The 15420-nt window shown below is 70.5% G+C and carries 18 protein-coding genes; 1 reads left to right on the top strand and 17 read right to left on the bottom strand.

The annotated features are described in order from the left end of the window. Nucleotides 1-111: 111 nt before the first annotated feature. From pyrH to rpsB, 3 genes are all read right to left on the bottom strand, one after another. Nucleotides 112-870 carry a UMP kinase gene (gene pyrH, locus RFN52_RS29035; RefSeq protein ID WP_184850453.1) on the bottom strand — a complete coding sequence of 253 codons (759 nt, stop codon included), beginning with the start codon at nucleotides 868-870 and terminating at the stop codon, nucleotides 112-114. Between the two features lie 184 nt (nucleotides 871-1054). Further along, a complete protein-coding gene (tsf, locus tag RFN52_RS29030) occupies nucleotides 1055-1891 on the bottom strand; it encodes a translation elongation factor Ts (RefSeq protein WP_184850451.1) in 837 nt (278 codons plus the stop codon). Nucleotides 1892-2078: 187 nt separating this feature from the next. Continuing rightward, entirely contained in the window at nucleotides 2079-2999 is a 921-nt protein-coding gene (gene rpsB / locus RFN52_RS29025) for a 30S ribosomal protein S2 (protein ID WP_184850449.1), read from the bottom strand. Nucleotides 3000-3272: 273 nt separating this feature from the next. Between rpsB and RFN52_RS29020 the strand changes: the two genes are divergently transcribed. Beyond that, entirely contained in the window at nucleotides 3273-3845 is a 573-nt protein-coding gene (locus RFN52_RS29020) for a M23 family metallopeptidase (protein WP_184850447.1), read from the top strand. 217 nt (nucleotides 3846-4062) lie between these two features. Here RFN52_RS29020 and RFN52_RS29015 read toward each other — a convergent pair whose 3' ends face one another. The 14 genes from RFN52_RS29015 to rimM form a co-directional block, all read right to left on the bottom strand. Continuing rightward, nucleotides 4063-4620, bottom strand: coding sequence for a TetR/AcrR family transcriptional regulator (locus RFN52_RS29015; protein WP_184854069.1), 558 nt, complete (start codon nucleotides 4618-4620; stop codon nucleotides 4063-4065). A gap of 93 nt (nucleotides 4621-4713) precedes the next feature. Further along, nucleotides 4714-5556, bottom strand: coding sequence for an RNA polymerase sigma factor WhiG (whiG, locus tag RFN52_RS29010; protein WP_184850445.1), 843 nt, complete (start codon nucleotides 5554-5556; stop codon nucleotides 4714-4716). 271 nt (nucleotides 5557-5827) lie between these two features. Beyond that, nucleotides 5828-6988, bottom strand: a complete 1161-nt coding sequence (gene dprA / locus RFN52_RS29005) for a DNA-processing protein DprA (RefSeq protein WP_184850443.1) — start codon at nucleotides 6986-6988, stop codon at nucleotides 5828-5830. After that, entirely contained in the window at nucleotides 6985-8610 is a 1626-nt protein-coding gene (locus RFN52_RS29000; RefSeq protein ID WP_184850441.1) for a YifB family Mg chelatase-like AAA ATPase, read from the bottom strand. The genes dprA and RFN52_RS29000 overlap by 4 nt, the downstream gene beginning before the upstream one ends. Further along, complete coding sequence (locus RFN52_RS28995) at nucleotides 8611-9012, bottom strand: YraN family protein (RefSeq protein WP_184850439.1); 402 nt, start codon at nucleotides 9010-9012, stop codon at nucleotides 8611-8613. It lies immediately after the preceding gene. A gap of 76 nt (nucleotides 9013-9088) precedes the next feature. After that, nucleotides 9089-9397 carry a DUF2469 domain-containing protein gene (locus RFN52_RS28990; protein WP_003965949.1) on the bottom strand — a complete coding sequence of 103 codons (309 nt, stop codon included), beginning with the start codon at nucleotides 9395-9397 and terminating at the stop codon, nucleotides 9089-9091. A gap of 56 nt (nucleotides 9398-9453) precedes the next feature. Further along, a complete protein-coding gene (locus tag RFN52_RS28985; protein WP_184850437.1) occupies nucleotides 9454-9978 on the bottom strand; it encodes an NUDIX hydrolase in 525 nt (174 codons plus the stop codon). Next, nucleotides 9968-10747, bottom strand: coding sequence for a signal peptidase I (gene lepB / locus RFN52_RS28980; RefSeq protein WP_184850434.1), 780 nt, complete (start codon nucleotides 10745-10747; stop codon nucleotides 9968-9970). The genes RFN52_RS28985 and lepB (RFN52_RS28980) overlap by 11 nt, the downstream gene beginning before the upstream one ends. A 51-nt stretch (nucleotides 10748-10798) precedes the next feature. Then, nucleotides 10799-11761 (bottom strand): signal peptidase I, encoded by a 963-nt coding sequence (gene lepB, locus RFN52_RS28975; protein ID WP_184850432.1) that lies wholly within the window; start codon nucleotides 11759-11761, stop codon nucleotides 10799-10801. Continuing rightward, entirely contained in the window at nucleotides 11649-12740 is a 1092-nt protein-coding gene (gene lepB, locus RFN52_RS28970; RefSeq protein ID WP_184850430.1) for a signal peptidase I, read from the bottom strand. Before lepB (RFN52_RS28970) ends, lepB (RFN52_RS28975) begins: the two co-directional genes overlap by 113 nt. After that, complete coding sequence (gene lepB, locus RFN52_RS28965) at nucleotides 12733-13458, bottom strand: signal peptidase I (protein ID WP_184850428.1); 726 nt, start codon at nucleotides 13456-13458, stop codon at nucleotides 12733-12735. The genes lepB (RFN52_RS28970) and lepB (RFN52_RS28965) overlap by 8 nt, the downstream gene beginning before the upstream one ends. A 45-nt stretch (nucleotides 13459-13503) precedes the next feature. Further along, nucleotides 13504-13854 (bottom strand): 50S ribosomal protein L19, encoded by a 351-nt coding sequence (gene rplS / locus RFN52_RS28960; protein ID WP_184850426.1) that lies wholly within the window; start codon nucleotides 13852-13854, stop codon nucleotides 13504-13506. A gap of 134 nt (nucleotides 13855-13988) precedes the next feature. After that, nucleotides 13989-14822 carry a tRNA (guanosine(37)-N1)-methyltransferase TrmD gene (gene trmD / locus RFN52_RS28955; protein ID WP_062929296.1) on the bottom strand — a complete coding sequence of 278 codons (834 nt, stop codon included), beginning with the start codon at nucleotides 14820-14822 and terminating at the stop codon, nucleotides 13989-13991. Then, the gene (gene rimM, locus RFN52_RS28950; RefSeq protein WP_184850424.1) at nucleotides 14822-15364 is read right to left on the bottom strand and encodes a ribosome maturation factor RimM; all 543 of its coding nucleotides are present in this window, start codon (nucleotides 15362-15364) and stop codon (nucleotides 14822-14824) included. Before rimM ends, trmD begins: the two co-directional genes overlap by 1 nt. Nucleotides 15365-15420: the final 56 nt, after the last annotated feature.

Genomic DNA, 15420 nt, shown 5'->3' with positions numbered 1-15420 from the left:
GGCCGGCTGCGTCGCGTCTTCTTCTGAACGGTTCCCGACCGGCGGGACATTGTCCATCCCCCGGCCCGGCTCCGTCCCGTCCGTCCCCCGGACGGGGTTGTACCCAGGGTGTCAGTCCCGGCTGCCGGGGTCCCCCACCAGCGTGCCGATCTTCTCACCCTTGACGGCACGTCCGATGTTGCCCTCCGCCAGCAGCTCGAAGACCACGATCGGGAGCTTGTTGTCGCGGCACAGCGTGACGGCCGTGGCGTCGGCGACCTTCAGATCGCGCGTGATGACCTCGCCGTAGCCGAGGTGGTCGAACTTCACCGCGTCCGGGTTGGTCTTGGGGTCGGAGTCGTAGACCCCGTCCACGCCGTTCTTGCCCATCAGCAGCGCCTCGGCGTCGATCTCCAGGGCGCGCTGGGCGGCGGTGGTGTCAGTGGAGAAGTACGGCATGCCCATACCGGCGCCGAAGATGACCACACGGCCCTTCTCCAGGTGCCGCACGGCGCGCAGCGGGATGTACGGCTCGGCGACCTGGCCCATGGTGATGGCGGACTGTACCCGGCATTCCACGCCCACCTTCTCCAGGAAGTCCTGGAGGGCGAGGCAGTTCATGACCGTGCCGAGCATGCCCATGTAGTCGGAGCGGGCCCGGTCCATGCCGCGCTGCTGGAGTTCGGCGCCGCGGAAGAAGTTGCCACCGCCGATGACGATCGCGATCTCCGCGCCGTCGCGTACGACGGCCGCGATCTCGCGGGCGATCTTGTGCACCACGTCGGGGTCGACGCCCAGGCCGCCGCCACCGGAGAAGGCCTCTCCGGACAGCTTCAGCAGAAACCGGCCGCGCACTTTGCCGTCGTCGCTCTTCTGGGCCTTGGTCGTCATGGGGGATCCCGCCTCTTTCACGTGTTGCACATACCAAGAAGGCCATTGCCGGTGGGGCGTGTTTCGCATCCCATACGGCAATGGCCTCCTTGTCAGATCTGCTGTCGTCCGCCACTCATGTGACGGCGTACGCGGACGACTGCTGTCGACCCTATAGGGGTCGGGCGTCGAGCGCGGTACGGACTCAGATGCCGACCTTGATGCGCGTGAAGCGCTTCAGGGTGACACCGGCCTCGTCCAGAACCTTCTGGACCGACTTCTTGTTGTCGAGCGCGTACGGCTGGCCGAGCAGCGTGGCGTCCTTGAAGAAGCCGTTGAGGCGACCCTCGACGATCTTCGGCAGGGCGGCCTCGGGCTTGCCCTCGGCGCGGGTGGTCTCCTCGGCGACGCGGCGCTCGGACTCGACGACCTCGGCCGGCACGTCCTCCTTGGAGAGGTACTTCGGCGCGAAGGCGGCGATGTGCTGGGCGATGCCCTTGGCGACGTCGGCGTTCGGCTTGTCCAGCTCGACGAGGACACCGATCTGCGGGGGCAGGTCGGGCATCGTGCGGTGCATGTACGCCGTCACGTAACCGTCGGCGAACTGCGCGAAGCGGTCCAGGACGATCTTCTCGCCGAGGTTGGCGTTGGCCTCGTCGACGAACGCCTGGACGGTCTTGCCGGGCTCGATCTCGGAGGCGAGCAGGGCCTCGATGTCGGCCGGGGAGGTCTTGGTGACGTGCTCGGCGATGGTGTTGGCCACGGCCTGGAACTTGTCGCCCTTGGCGACGAAGTCCGTCTCGCACTTCAGCTCGACGATGACACCGGAGGAGTTGTCGTCGGCGATGATCGAGACGACGGCACCGTTCTCGGCGGAACGGCCCTCGCGCTTGGCGACGCCCTTCTGGCCCTTGATGCGGAGCGCCTCGACGGCCTTCTCGACGTTGCCCTCGGCCTCGTCCAGCGCCTTCTTGCAGTCCATCATGCCGGCGCCCGTGAGCTCACGGAGCTTCTTGACGTCGGCGGCGGTGTAGTTCGCCATGAGTCTGTGAATCTCTCTCGAAGTCTGGAAGATCGAAGATCTGCGGAATCTGCGGTTGCGCCTCCATGGAGCCGGAGGGCGCTGTCCTTCCGCTGACCTACGGGTGAACGGCGGGAGCGGACTTCACCGCGCCGAGGGCGCTGGTGGATGCAGTACCGCTCCCGCCGTCACCACGGGACTGACGGGGTCAGGCCTGCTCGGCCTCGGCCGGCTTCTCGCCCTCGGCCGGCTTCTCGGCCTCGGCGGCGGGGGCCTCGGCGGCAGGGGCCTCGGCGGCCGGAGCGGCCTCGGCGGCGGGGGCGGCTTCAGCGGCGGGGGCGGCCTCGTCGGCCTTCTTCTCGCCCTCGAGCAGGTCGCGCTCCCACGCGGCCAGCGGCTCGCCCGCGGCCTTGTCGCCCTTGCCCTCGGTGGCGACACCGGAGCGGGCGATGAGGCCCTCGGCGACCGCGTCCGCGATCACACGGGTGAGCAGGGTGACGGAGCGGATCGCGTCGTCGTTGCCCGGGATCTTGTAGTCGACCTCGTCGGGGTCGCAGTTGGTGTCGAGGATCGCGACGACCGGGATGTTCAGCTTCCGGGCCTCACCAACGGCGATGTGCTCCTTCTTGGTGTCCACGATCCAGACGGCGCTGGGCACCTTCTGCATCTCGCGGATACCGCCGAGGGTCTTCTCCAGCTTGGCCTTCTCGCGCGAGAGCACGAGAAGCTCCTTCTTGGTCAGACCGGACGCGGCGACGTCCTCGAAGTCGATCTGCTCGAGCTCCTTGAGGCGCTGCAGACGCTTGTAGACGGTCGAGAAGTTGGTGAGCATGCCGCCCAGCCAGCGCTGGTTGACGTAGGGCATGCCGACGCGGGTGGCCTGCTCGGCGATGGCCTCCTGCGCCTGCTTCTTCGTGCCGACGAACATGACCGTGCCGCCGTGGGCGACGGTCTCCTTGACGAACTCGAAGGCGCGGTCGATGTACGACAGCGACTGGAGCAGGTCGATGATGTAGATGCCGTTGCGCTCCGTGAAGATGAAGCGCTTCATCTTCGGGTTCCAACGACGGGTCTGGTGACCGAAGTGGACGCCGCTCTCCAGCAGCTCCCGCATCGTGACGACGGCCATGGCCGTATCTCCTTGATTTTCTCGGTTGTGCCGCGGATGCCGGACGGCTTCCGCGCCTGACGCCCACTGCGCGCCGTTCCACGAGGGACCGAGGGGCGCTGACACGGGCCCGTTGCCGGGGTTCGTGTCGGGGCGTGCGAAGTCGACCCGATGGCTCGGGTCGCCACCAGAAGTGTACGGGACCCGCGGGGTGCCGGGTGACGCCGTTGTCCACAACCGGGCAGCCGCCCACAGCCGCGAGCGGGGTCACCGGTACTCCGGAACGCTTTCCGCATGCGAGCGAACCGATGTGCGCGCGTCTGCGCGCGCCTGATCCTGCTGCTGATCGTCACGGCTGCGGCCCTGCTGGCCCCACCGCCACCGCTCTTCGCGGCGGACGTCCCCCTCGCGGACGACGGCGTGCCGGCGGTGGGCCGCACCTGGCCCGTCGGCTTGCGCCCCCGGGTCCTGCGGGGCTGGGAGCCCCCGGCGACGGCCTACGGCCCGGGCCACCGGGGCGTGGACCTGGCGGCGCCCGCGGGCACACCGGTTCGAGCGGTGTCTGCGGGCCGGGTCTCCTTCGCGGGCCGGGTGGCCGGCAAGGGAGTCGTCTCGGTGGACCTCGCGGGGACGGGCGATCCGCCCTTGCGCACGACGTACGAACCGGTGACGGCGACGGTCGAGGAGGGCGAGGAGGTGGAACCGGGTGAGGTGATCGGCACGGTGGATGCGAGCGGCTCGCACTGCACGGCGGCCCCGTGCATCCACTGGGGGCTGCGCCGCGGGAAGGTCTACCTGAATCCGCTGTCGCTGCTGCCGCCATGGCTCCTGCACCGGGGCCCGTCACGGCTGCTGCCGCTCGCATAGGCTTCCGCAGGTGAGCGAGGCCATCGGTAGCTTTCCGCAGGTGAGCGAGCCCGTCGGGTGGCCTTCCGCAGGGCGAGCGAGGCCCTCAGGTAGCTCTCCTCAGGCGAGCCCCTTGGGTAGCCTTCCGCAGGCGAGCGGGCCCCTCGGAACAGGGCCGGTGGATACGTCGGCACCCACTCCGCCGGCTCCCGACCGGCCCCCGGCCCCGTCGGCCTCCTCAGCCCCGCACACCCCGCAGGGCCATGGAGACCGCCGCGTCGACGATGGCGGTCGGCTCCTCCGCCGCCCCCAGCTCGATCCTCCGCACGGCCGCGTCCACGACCCCCTGCAACAGCATCGCCGCCAGCCGGGGCTGCGCATGCCCCAGCTCGGCCAGCGCCTCGACGATCATCGCGACCAGCCCGCCGTGCGCCGCCCGGATCTTCTCCCGCGCCCCCGCGTCGAGCTCACTCGCGGAGATCGCGACCACGGCCCGGTGCCGCCGGTCCCCGACCAGCTCCAGCTGCCGGCGCACGTACGCCTCGACCTTGGCTTCGGCCGTCCCGGCCCGCTCCATCGCCGCCGACACGTCCGCCGCCCAGACCGGGAAGTCGACCTCGCACAGTTCCTCGACCACGGCCGCCCGTGACCGGAAGTACTCGTAGACGGACGAGCGTGCGAGGCCCGTCCGTTCGGCGAGGGCCGGGAAGGTCAGCGCCTCCGTACCGCCCTCGGACAACAAGGAACGAGCCGCGTCCAGCAGGGCGGCTCGCTGCATCGACCGGTGCTCGGCCACGGAGGCCGCTCGAATCCTTGGCACGTCAACACTCTACGGACGCCTCCCGCCGTACGGGAGTGGTTGATGCCGACACGAGGGCATCCGGCCTGGTCAACGGCCGAAGCTCGCCAGCTTCGCTCTCAGTTGCAACACCGATTTGGTGTGGATCTGGCTGACCCGGCTCTCGGTCACACCCAGCACGTTCCCGATCTCGGCCAGGGTGAGGCCCTCGTAGTAGTACAGCGTGACCACGGTCTTCTCCCGGTCGGGCAGCGTGTTGATCGCCCTGGCCAGGAACCTCCTCAGCTCCCGGTCCTCGGCGACCTCGACGGGGTTGTCGGCGGCGGTGTCCTCCAGCGTGTCCATGACGCTGAGCCCGTCGCCGCCCTCACCGCCCCCGTGCAGCAGCTCCTCCAGGGCCACCACGTTGGCCAGCGACAACTGGCTGAACACCGCGTGGAGTTCCTCGACGGCGATGCCCATCTCGCAGGCCACCTCGCCCTCGCTCGGGGTCCGCCGCAGCCGCGCCTCCAGCGTGGCGTACGCCCGCTCCACGTTGCGCGCCTTCTGCCGCACCGAGCGGGGGATCCAGTCCAGCGCCCGGAGTTCGTCGATCATGGCGCCGCGGATCCGGGTGATCGCGTACGTCTCGAACTTGATCTCGCGGTCGATGTCGAACTTCTCGATCGCGTCGATCAGTCCGAACACCCCGGACGAGACGAAGTCCGCCTGCTCGACGTTGGACGGCAGGCCCACGCTGACCCGTCCCGCGACGTACTTCACGAGGGGCGAGTAGTGCAGGATCAGCTGCTCACGCAGCCGCTCGTCCCCCGTCGCCTTGTACGACCGCCACAGCTCGTCGAGCGTCGAGGGAGCGGGCGGCCGCACGCTGCCACCGTCACGGGCGGCTGGGGGGATCGCCGCCCGGTCGGACCCGGAGGTGTGCTGGGGCATTCGTCGCCTTGTGCCGTTCTGCTGCGGAGTGGTGCTGCTGAGGTGAGCTGTCTGTCTGATGTCGAGTTGCCTGTCCGTGTCGGGATCCTCGTGAGCGTAGCGTGACTGCGGCGTCGCGGTGCGCGAAGGGACGAGGCCAAGGCGGACGCGGAAACGTTCCCGGGGACGTCTGCGAGGGCCTCGCGATGGCCCGGTGTGATCACCCGAAGGCCTCAACTGGCTGCATTTCCAAGGGGTGTAGGGGTTCCCCCGGACGGCCGAACAGGCACGGTCAACCCGGTCCGTGACCGTCGCGGACCGACATCACCGCCTGGCGTGTCAACTTCCAGCCGTCGCCGTGTCGTTCGACGTAACCGAGTGCTCGGAGTTCGTACAGTCTCGCGATCGCGTCGTCCTGGGCGGTCTGTGCGGAGCGGGCGATCTCGTCCGGCCGGGCCGCCCCGCGCCCGGGCAGGGCGGCGAGCACCTGCCGGGTGGCCGGTTCCAGCAGGTCCCGGGGCAGGACGGGGCCGCGCCGGTCGGGGGCCAGCTCTCCGATGTCACCGACCAGTTCGACGACGTCCGCGACGTCGGTGACCAGCACGGCCTCTCCGCGCAGCAGCTCGTGCACTCCGGCGGAGAGTCCGCTGGTGGCGGGGCCCGGCACGCCCATCGTGTGCCGGCCGAGGCGCTGTGCCGCCCGCGCGGTGACCAGGGAGCCACTGCGGTGGGCGGCCTCGACGACGACCGTGCCACGGGTGAGTGCGGCGATCACTCTGTTCCGCAGGATGAACCGGCTCGGTGTCGGGTGATCGCCGGGCGGCAACTCTCCGATCACCAGTCCCTGTTCGGCGATCCTGCTGATCAGCCGGGTGTGGCCGCGGGGGTAGGGCCGGTCGACGCCGCAGGCGAGGACGGCGACGGTGGCGCCGCCGGCTCCGAGCGCTCCGCGATGGGCGGCGCCGTCGACTCCGTAGGCGCCGCCGGACACCACGACCCAGCCCTGCTCGGCGAGGCCGGCGGCGAGGGTCGCGGCCATATGGGCCCCGTACTCGGTGCAGGCCCGGGCGCCGACCACGGCGACCGATCTCAGCGCCCACATCCGCAGACTGGGCCGCCCGCGCACCCACAGCCCCAGGGGCCGGGCATCCCCGAGATCGTCGAGCTGCCCCGGCCACTCCGCATCCCCGGGAGACACGAATCGCACTCCGGCGTCCCGAGCGGCCTCCAGATCCCGGCGTGGCCGGGCTGCCTGCGCCCTGGCCACCATGCCGACCCACCGCTTCCCGCTCGCACCCGGCAGAGGGGCCCCGCCCTCCCCGAGCCGCCGCACCACTTCCGCGACGCCGAGCTCCCGCACCCACCGCCCGCCGGCCTCGTCGCCGGGCTCGATGACACGGGTGAGCAGGACCCGGGCGAGCAGCTCGCCGCCCGGTTCACCGTCGACGCTCATGTCAGGGCCCCGATGGCCATGGGGACGCCTCGCGGCACTCCGGTGCGCAGCTGGAGCGCGAGCGCGACGTCCGTGGCGTCGGGCCGGTCATGGCCGACCAGGTCGGCGACGGTCCAGGCCACCCGCAGGACACGATCGAGGCCGCGGGCGGTGAGGACGCCCCGTTCCAGGTTCCGCTCGGCCTCGTCCATCGCGCCGGGCACGGCGTACCAGCGGCTGCGCAGCTCACGGCCGGGCACCTCGCTGTTCGTGCACCAAGGGGTGCCGTCGAGGCGGTCCGCGGCCCGTTCGCGGGCCGCCCCGACCCGGTCGGCGACCGTCGCTGTCGACTCGCCCCTGGCGCCGGAGGCGGTCAGCTGGGTGCGGGTGACGCGGTCCACCTCGACGCGCAGGTCGACCCGGTCCAGCAGCGGGCCGGAGAGCCTGGCCTGGTAGCGGCGGATGGCCGAGGGCGGGCATTCGCACAGGTCGTCGCGCTGCGAGAACCGGCCGCACGGGCAGGGGTTGGCCGCGAGCACCATGAGGAACTTCGCCGGGAAGCGCACGACACCCGCACTGCGCGCGATCACGACATGCCCCGCCTCCAAGGGCTGCCGCAGCGCGTCCAGGGCATGGCTGCTGAATTCCGGTGTCTCGTCCAGGAACAGCACCCCGCGATGGGACAGGGACACCGCGCCGGGCCGCGCGATGCCCGGGCCGCCGCCGACGAGTGCCTGCATGGTGGCCGAGTGGTGCGGGGCGCAATAGGGCGCGACGTCGATCAGCGGCTTGTCCGGGGGCAACAGGCCCGCCACGGAGTGGACCGCGGTGACCTCCAGCGATTCCTGCCGGCCGAGCCGGGGCAGGATGGCCGGCAGCCGCTCGGCGAGCATCGTCTTGCCGGCGCCGGGCGGCCCTTCGAGGAAGAGGTGGTGCCCGCCCGCCGCGGCCACCTCCACCGCCGTGCGCGCCGAGGTCTGTCCGACTACGTCCGCCAGGTCATGGCCGTGGTCGTGCTGGGCCGCGCCGATGCTGTGCATGCCCGTGGCCGCGCCGGTCCCCGGCATGCGCAGCCCGGCGAGCAGGGGGTCCGGGCGGCCCTGCTCGTCCGGATCCTCGTCGGGCACCGGTTCGTCGGCCAGGACGGCGATCAGCTGCCGCAGGCTGCGGACGCCCAACACCGAGACGCCGGGCACGAGGGACGCCTCGGCGGCGGCGCACTCCGGCACCACCACCTGCTCGTACCCCGCACCGGCCGCGGCCAGGACCGCCGGCAGCACCCCCCGGACCGGCCGCACCCGACCGTCCAGCCCGAGTTCCCCGATCATCACGATGTCGGCGAGGACGCGCGGGTCGATGCGTTCTGCCGCACCGAGGACGGCCGCCGCGACGGCCAGATCGAAGCCGCTGCCTGACTTCGGCACAGAGGCGGGGCTCAGGCCGACGGTGAGCTTCTTCTGCGGCCAGGCAGCGCCCGAGTTGACGACCGCGGCGCGCACCCGGTCCCGGCTCTCCGTGAGGCTCTTGTCGGGCAGCCCCACCAGCGTGAACGCCGCGACGCCGGGTTCCAGATCGGCCTGGACCTCGACGACCACGCCCTCGACGCCCACCAGCGCCACCGAACACGTACGGGCGAATGCCATTCAGGCCACCCCCCGCACATGCTCGACCACGGCGGCGCCGCGGGCCGGCAGCAGGACCCCGACCACGTCGATGCGGACTCCGCCGGGCGGTGCACCTCCGTGTGTCTGGATCCACCGCTCGGCCAGGTCCCGCAGCCGCCCCGCCTTCTGCGGGGTGACGGCCGCCATCGGATGCTCGAAGGGACCCTCGCGGCGGGTCTTCACCTCGCAGACGACCAGGACGTCCCCGTCCCTGGCCACGATGTCGATCTCGCCGGTGCGGCCGGAGCGCCAGTTGCGCTCCAGGATCGTCAGACCGGCCTCGGTCAGCCGCCGCGCGGCCAGACTCTCCCCGTACTTGCCCATGGCACTGCGTGCCAGCTGTGCGGTCATGTCGGCACCACCTCCGGCGCCAACGATCACGCAGCCGCGCCCCAGAAGTGGATCTTGGTGGGTGACTCAGCGATTGTGGAAAACTCCGTCACCCACTAGAGGCACCTCAGCCGCCCGGCAGCTCCAGGTCACTCTTGTTCAGCTCTTCAATGTTCACGTCCTTGAACGTGAGGACCCGCACCTGCTTCACGAACCGCGCCGGCCGGTACATGTCCCAGACCCAGGCATCCGCCATGGAGACCTCGAAGAACACCTCACCCTGGACCGAGTGCACCTGCATCTCGTAGTCGTTGGTCAGGTAGAAGCGCCGCTCGGTCTCGATCACGTATTTGAACAGACCGACGACATCGCGGTACTCCCGGTAGAGCTTCAGCTCCATCTCGGTCTCGTACTTCTCGAGGTCCTCGGCGCTCATGGCATGTTCCCCTTCAGCCGTGCGATCCCCCCATTGTGCGCCAGTCCTGTGAGCCCCTAGACGATTTCCGGGTCAAGGATCACTGGCCTGGCCGGGGGACCTTCGTCGAGCAGCGTGCGCAGCAGCCCGGCGAGTCTGGTCGGATACACCGTCTCATGTGCCCGGCTCAGTTCCGGACACGTCCACCAACGCGCTCCGGCGACACTGCGCCGTTCCAGCTCGGTCAGTCCGGTGGCGGCCACCGCCGTACGGTCCGTGCGGGCCAGGTAGTACCACTCGTCCTGGTCCCAGCGGCGTCCGGCGAAGGGGAAGGAGCACTTCCGCTGCCACATCACCGGGCCGAGCTCGACCTCGGTGATGCCCGTTTCCTCGGCGAGTTCCCGCAGGGCTGCCTGTTCACGGGTCTCGTCGCCCTCCACGCCGCCGCCGGGGGTGAACCACCAGTCGTCGGCCGGATCGTCCGGCTCGTGCCCGTGCAGCAGCAGGATGCGGTCCTGCGGGTCGAGCAGCACGACCCGGGCGACCTTGCGCAACCCGCCCCCGTAGGTGTCCCGGCCCGCTCCGACGGCCTCAGCGGACACCTGCGGGCTCCGCGCTCTCCCGCCGGGCCCGGGCGGCGCCGGTGCGCTTGGCGATGGGCCCGTAGGCGCCTCCGCCCAGGACGAGCACGGCTCCGGCGATCACGAGGAAGGTGATCGTCCGCAGCGGGCCGGGCGAGGAGAGGGTGCTGAGCGCCTCGAAGCCGGTGGGGCGCTCCAGCATGCCCTTCATGGGCCAGACGACGGCGTCGACACGGGCGTCCACGGCGGCGCGCGCCACCGTGCCGCTGGCGGCGTCGGTCAGGTGGGCCGTGGAGTCCACGGAATTGCCGCGCTCGTCGCCGAGCAGGAACAGCCGGCCCTTGGGGACGGTCACGGTCGGGAAGTTGCTCATCTCGGCCGGTGTGCCCTTGGGCAGGTACGTTTCGTCGATCTCCTTGCCGTTGACCTTCAGCCTGCCGTCCTGGCAGCAGGAGACCGTGTCGCCGCCGACGGCGACCACGCGCTTGACCATGGGCGCGTTGGCCCAGGTCGCGTCCTTGAAGACCACGACGTCACCGCGGCGCACCTCGCCACCGTCGACGCGCTGCGCCAGGATCCGGTCACCGGCGTCGATCGTCGGTGTCATCGAGCTGGTGGGGACGGTGTACGGCCGGTAGACCACCGCTCCCCAGGCGAACCCGCCCAGGAACAGCACAAGGCCCAGTGCGACGGCCAGGCCGGACAGTCGCTGTCCGGTCCGGCTGCCCACCGGGCCCGTCCCTGAGCCGCCGCTGCGCGGGGCCGTGTGCGTCATGCTCTCGCCACCCATGGGTCCGCACCCTACCCGGGGGTACCGGCCGGGGTCAGCCCATGGTCGGGATCACTGCTTGCGGCGACGCCAGAGCACCACCGGCACCACGCCGAGCAGCGCGATCCCCTGCGGTGCGACCGGCAGGCCCGCCGCGTTCGGCTGGGCGTTCAGGCCGGACTGGTCGAAGGTGTCCGGCACCGGCAGGGTGTCCCAGCGGTTGATCGGCCAGGCGACGACGACGGCGCGTCCGACGACATCCTTCACCGGAACCATGCCGTGGTGCTTGTCGGCCTGCTGGTAGCGGGAGTCCCGCGAGTTCTGCCGGTGGTCGCCCATGACCCAGATGAAGCCCTTGGGGACCTTCACCTTGAACTGGCCGCCCTGGTCGTCGACGCTGCACGGCGTGTTGCCCGCGTAGACGTACGACCGCTCGTCCAGCGCCTTGCCGTTGACCGTGAGCGGGCCGGTGCCCTTGCACTCGATGGTGTCGCCGCCGACCCCGATGACGCGCTTGATGAGGTCCTTCTCCTCCGCGGACGGCATGAGGCCGATCCAGCTGAGGAAGGTCTGCAGCGCGTTCGGGTCCGTGGTCGGCTCGCCCGCAAGCCACTTGTCCGGGTCGTGGAAGACGACGACCTCGCCGCGCTCGGGCTCGGAGCCGAACCACGGGGTGAGCTTGTCGACCAGGACGCGGTCGCCCTGCTGAAGGGTGTTCTGCATCGAGTCGGACGGGATGGAGAACGCCTGCACCAGAAAGGTCTTGATCAGCAGCGCCAGAACCAGCGCGATACCGATCAGGATGGGCAGCTCCTTCCAGAAGGAGCGCGGCTTCTTCGGTGTCCGGGCCGGTCCGCCCGGTCCCTGGTCCTCGGCTGTCGTGTGTTCGCCCGTCACCCTGCCGTCCTCGGCTGCCCCGGAGTCACTCCCGGAGGTCACGGCGCTGTCCGCGGCCGGGACGGCGGATTCCGCGGGGCGTCCGCGGTGCTCCTCGCCGTCGTGTCCGGACCGTGCGCCAACCGCCACATCCCCCACGCCAACTCCTCACTGTCTGCCGCCGCCTGCCCCATACGCGGCGCAGGCCCACCACTCCCATAACGAGCGGGAGTTCCGCAGGGGTCGGGAGCTGGATCGTTCCGTTCGAATCGTAGGAGGCAACCCTATGCGACAGTTCGGGAGCAGCGGTCGACCCGGTGGCCGAGTCGGACACGGAGGCGTACGTATTCGGTTCCTCCAGCATGTTCCAGTGCCCGAAGGGCCAGGCGATGACCATGGCGCGGCCCACCACCTCGTCCTCGGAGACGGTGCCCCCGTAGTCGGTGTCCTGGTGGGCGCGGGAGTCCGCGGAGTTGTTGCGGTGGTCGCCCATCACCCACAGCCGTCCCTGGGGGACGGTGATGTCGAACTGCGTGTCGGACGGGGCGATGCCGGGATACAGGTAGTCCTCGATCAGCGGGACGCCGTTGACGGTCACGCGCCCCTGCGTGTCGCAGCACTTGACGCGGTCGCCGCCGACGCCGACGACCCGCTTGATGAGGTCCTTCTCGTTCTCGGACGGCAGCAGGCCGATGAAGGTGAGCCCTTCCTTGACCTGTTTGATGACGACGGGGTCCGACTTCTGCGTGGTGGGCTGCTCGTCCTGGAGCCAGCCTCCCGGGTCCTTGAAGACGACGACGTCCCCGCGCTGCGGCTTCGAGCCGAACCACGGGGTGAGCTTGTCGACCAGGACGCGGTCACCGATCTGGATCGTCTGCTCCATGGAGCCGGACGGGATGACGAACGCCTGCACGAGGAACGTCTTCAGCACGAGCGCTATCAGGACGGCGACGCCCACGAGGAGCGGTATCTCCTTGACGGCACCGCGCCTGCGGCGCCGCTTGACCTTGCGCTGGAGCTTGCGCCGCTCGGCGCGCGTCCGGCCGCTGGAGGCGCCGGCGGCGCGCCGGGCGCCGGTGGGCAGCAGGTTCTCCGCGGGGCTCGCCGGGACGCCGCGCGGTTTGCCGCGGTTACCCATGGGCGCCCGCCCTTCCGGCGGCGGGCACGCGCGCGTAGGCGTCGGGGCGGTGGAGCCGGGTGGCGTGGCCGAAGGGCCAGACGATCCAGTCGGCGCGTCCGACGACGTCGCCGACGGGGATCATGCCGCCGCCCGGCGAGCCGAGGTGGTCGCGGGAGTCGCTGGAGTCACTGCGGTGGTCGCCGAGGACGAAGAGGGTGCCGCCGGGCACGACGACGTCGAAGGGCACCGCGGACGGGCTGTCGCCGGGATACAGGAAGCCCGACTCGTCGACCGGCCGGCCGTTCACCTGGATCCTCCCCTCCCTGTCGCAGCAGACCACGCGGTCTCCCCCCACACCGACAACGCGCTTGATGTAGTCCGCGTGCCCGAAGTACCCGGTCCCGTCGAACACGACGATGTCTCCCCGCTGCGGCACGGCACCGAAACGGTATGCCAACTTATTTACGAGAACCCGGTCCCCGATCCTCAATCCCTGTTCCATGGATCCGCTGGGGATCTGGAACGGGCGCAGCACGAAGGTACTGAGCAGCAGGAGGAACAGCAGGCAGACGAGCAGGGTGAGGGTGATGCGACCGCCCGGGATCCAGGAGCTGAGTCGCGACACCAACGCGAAACGCGACCGGTCCTCCGACCCTGCGGCCTCCGAGGTCGTTCCCTCGGATGCGGAAGGGCGGGAGGAGCGGTCGCGCTCCGTCGGCTGTGCTTCGGTGTCCATCGGAGCCAGATGTTATCCGGCCCCGCCGTGAACCCCGGAGAGCGCTCAGCTCTCGCGCTTCTCCTTGATCTTCGCGGCCTTGCCGCGCAGCTCGCGCAGGTAGTACAGCTTGGCGCGACGGACGTCACCCTTGGTGACGAGCTCGATCTTCTCCACGATCGGGGTGTGCACCGGGAAGGTGCGCTCGACGCCGACGGAGAAGGAGACCTTGCGGACCGTGAAGGTCTCGCGCACGCCGGAGCCCTGGCGGCGGATCACAACGCCCTTGAACTGCTGCACACGGGAGCGGTTGCCCTCGATGACGCGGACGTGGACGTTGACGGTGTCGCCCGGACGGAAGCCGGGGACGTCGCTGCGCAGCGACGCGGAGTCGACGGTGTCGAGCAGGTGAGACATGAGTCTGCTTTCCTCGCTGATGCCACAGGTCATCAACGGAAACTAGGTGTTTCGGATCAGGGGTGTGCGGGTCGGGGCGGACGTCGTCTCCCCCTGTGGCAGGGGCGCACGCCGGACGGACGCACAACAGCTGGCTATTCTTCCACGCCGTCGGTCCTGCGCCAAAATCGGCCGTACGGCTCCCCCGCCGGATCGGGTGCCCAGCCGAGGATGGAGAGCATCTCGCGGTCCTTCTTGTCGAAGGCCTTGGGGTCGCACCGCTCGATGAGGTCGGGCCGGTGGGCGGTCGTGCGCTTCAGTGCCTCGTCGCGGCGCCAGCGGGCGATCTTGCCGTGGTGGCCGCTGAGCAGCACGTCGGGGATGTCCCGGCCGCGCCACTCGGGCGGCTTGGTGTAGACGGGCCCCTCCAGCAGGCTCGCCATGGCGCCGGGCGCGAAGGAGTCGTCCCGGTGGGACTCGGCGTTGCCCAGGACCCCGGGCAGCAGCCGCGCCACGGCCTCCGTGACGACGAGGACGGCCGCCTCGCCGCCGGCCAGGACGTAGTCGCCGATGGACACCTCATAGACCGGCATCCGGGTCGCGTACTCGTCGACGACGCGGCGGTCGATGCCCTCGTAGCGGGCGGGGGTGAAGATCAGCCAGGGGCGCTCGGAGAGCTGGACGGCCAGTTCCTGGGTGAAGGGACGGCCGCTGGGCGTGGGCACGATGAGGGCGGGCGCCCGGGAGCCGGTCTCGTAGCCGTCGGCCAGGACGGAGTCCAGCGCGTCCCCCCACGGCCCGGTCTTCATGACCATGCCGGGCCCGCCGCCGTACGGGGTGTCGTCGACGGTGTTGTGGCGGTCGTAGGTCCAGGAACGCAGGTCGTGGACGTGCACGTCGAGCTGTCCACGTGCGCGTGCCTTGCCGACGAGGGAGACGTTCAGCGGTTCCAGGTACTCGGGGAAGATCGTGACGACGTCTAGGCGCATTACGACTCGTCCCGGCTGGAGGCGATCTCGGCGCGGTCGTCGATCAGCCCCGGCGGCGGGGTGATGACGGCCTTCTGCTCCTCCAGGTCGATCTCCCTGACGATCTCCTCGACGAAGGGGATCATGACCTCGCTGCCGTCGGGGCGCTCCACGATGAACAGGTCCTGGGTGGGCAGGTGCGAGATCTCCGTGATCCGGCCGACCTCGGTGCCGTCCGCGGTGACCACGTCGAGGTCCATGAGCTGGTGGTCGTAGTACTCGTCCTCGCCCTCGGGCAGTTCCTCCGGGTCGATCTCGGCGATCAGGAGGGTGTTGCGCAGGGCCTCGGCGCCGGTGCGGTCGCTGACGCCCTCGAAGCGCAGCAGGAGACGGCCGCTGTGGACGCGGCCCGTCTCGATGGTGAGCGGTCCCGCGGATGCGGGATCGGTGGTGAGTACGGCACCGGGGCCGAGCCTCAGCTCCGGCTCGTCGGTCCGCACCTCGACGGTGACCTCACCCTTGATGCCATGGGCACGGCCGATCCGTGCGACTACCAGCTGCACGTGTCCATTCTCCTGTCATACGACTACGGGCCGGGGACGGCCCAGTGGCCCTCCCC

It is taken from the genome of Streptomyces collinus (assembly GCF_031348265.1).
Classification (GTDB): domain Bacteria; phylum Actinomycetota; class Actinomycetes; order Streptomycetales; family Streptomycetaceae; genus Streptomyces; species Streptomyces collinus.
Note: the sequence above shows the minus strand (reverse complement) of the source record. Positions and strands in the feature narration are given on the sequence as shown.

Excerpts from the sequence above, each read along its gene's own strand:
- pyrH (WP_184850453.1), bottom strand. The coding sequence starts at position 870 with ATGACGACCAAGGCCCAGAAGAGCGACGACGGCAAAGTGCGCGGCCGG.
- tsf (WP_184850451.1), bottom strand. The coding sequence starts at position 1,891 with ATGGCGAACTACACCGCCGCCGACGTCAAGAAGCTCCGTGAGCTCACG.
- rpsB (WP_184850449.1), bottom strand. The coding sequence starts at position 2,999 with ATGGCCGTCGTCACGATGCGGGAGCTGCTGGAGAGCGGCGTCCACTTC.
- RFN52_RS29020 (WP_184850447.1), top strand. The coding sequence starts at position 3,273 with ATGCGAGCGAACCGATGTGCGCGCGTCTGCGCGCGCCTGATCCTGCTG.
- whiG (WP_184850445.1), bottom strand. The coding sequence starts at position 5,556 with ATGCCCCAGCACACCTCCGGGTCCGACCGGGCGGCGATCCCCCCAGCC.
- dprA (WP_184850443.1), bottom strand. The coding sequence starts at position 6,988 with ATGAGCGTCGACGGTGAACCGGGCGGCGAGCTGCTCGCCCGGGTCCTG.
- RFN52_RS29000 (WP_184850441.1), bottom strand. The coding sequence starts at position 8,610 with ATGGCATTCGCCCGTACGTGTTCGGTGGCGCTGGTGGGCGTCGAGGGC.
- RFN52_RS28990 (WP_003965949.1), bottom strand. The coding sequence starts at position 9,397 with ATGAGCGCCGAGGACCTCGAGAAGTACGAGACCGAGATGGAGCTGAAG.
- lepB (WP_184850434.1), bottom strand. The coding sequence starts at position 10,747 with ATGGGTGGCGAGAGCATGACGCACACGGCCCCGCGCAGCGGCGGCTCA.
- lepB (WP_184850430.1), bottom strand. The coding sequence starts at position 12,740 with ATGGGTAACCGCGGCAAACCGCGCGGCGTCCCGGCGAGCCCCGCGGAG.
- lepB (WP_184850428.1), bottom strand. The coding sequence starts at position 13,458 with ATGGACACCGAAGCACAGCCGACGGAGCGCGACCGCTCCTCCCGCCCT.
- rplS (WP_184850426.1), bottom strand. The coding sequence starts at position 13,854 with ATGTCTCACCTGCTCGACACCGTCGACTCCGCGTCGCTGCGCAGCGAC.
- trmD (WP_062929296.1), bottom strand. The coding sequence starts at position 14,822 with ATGCGCCTAGACGTCGTCACGATCTTCCCCGAGTACCTGGAACCGCTG.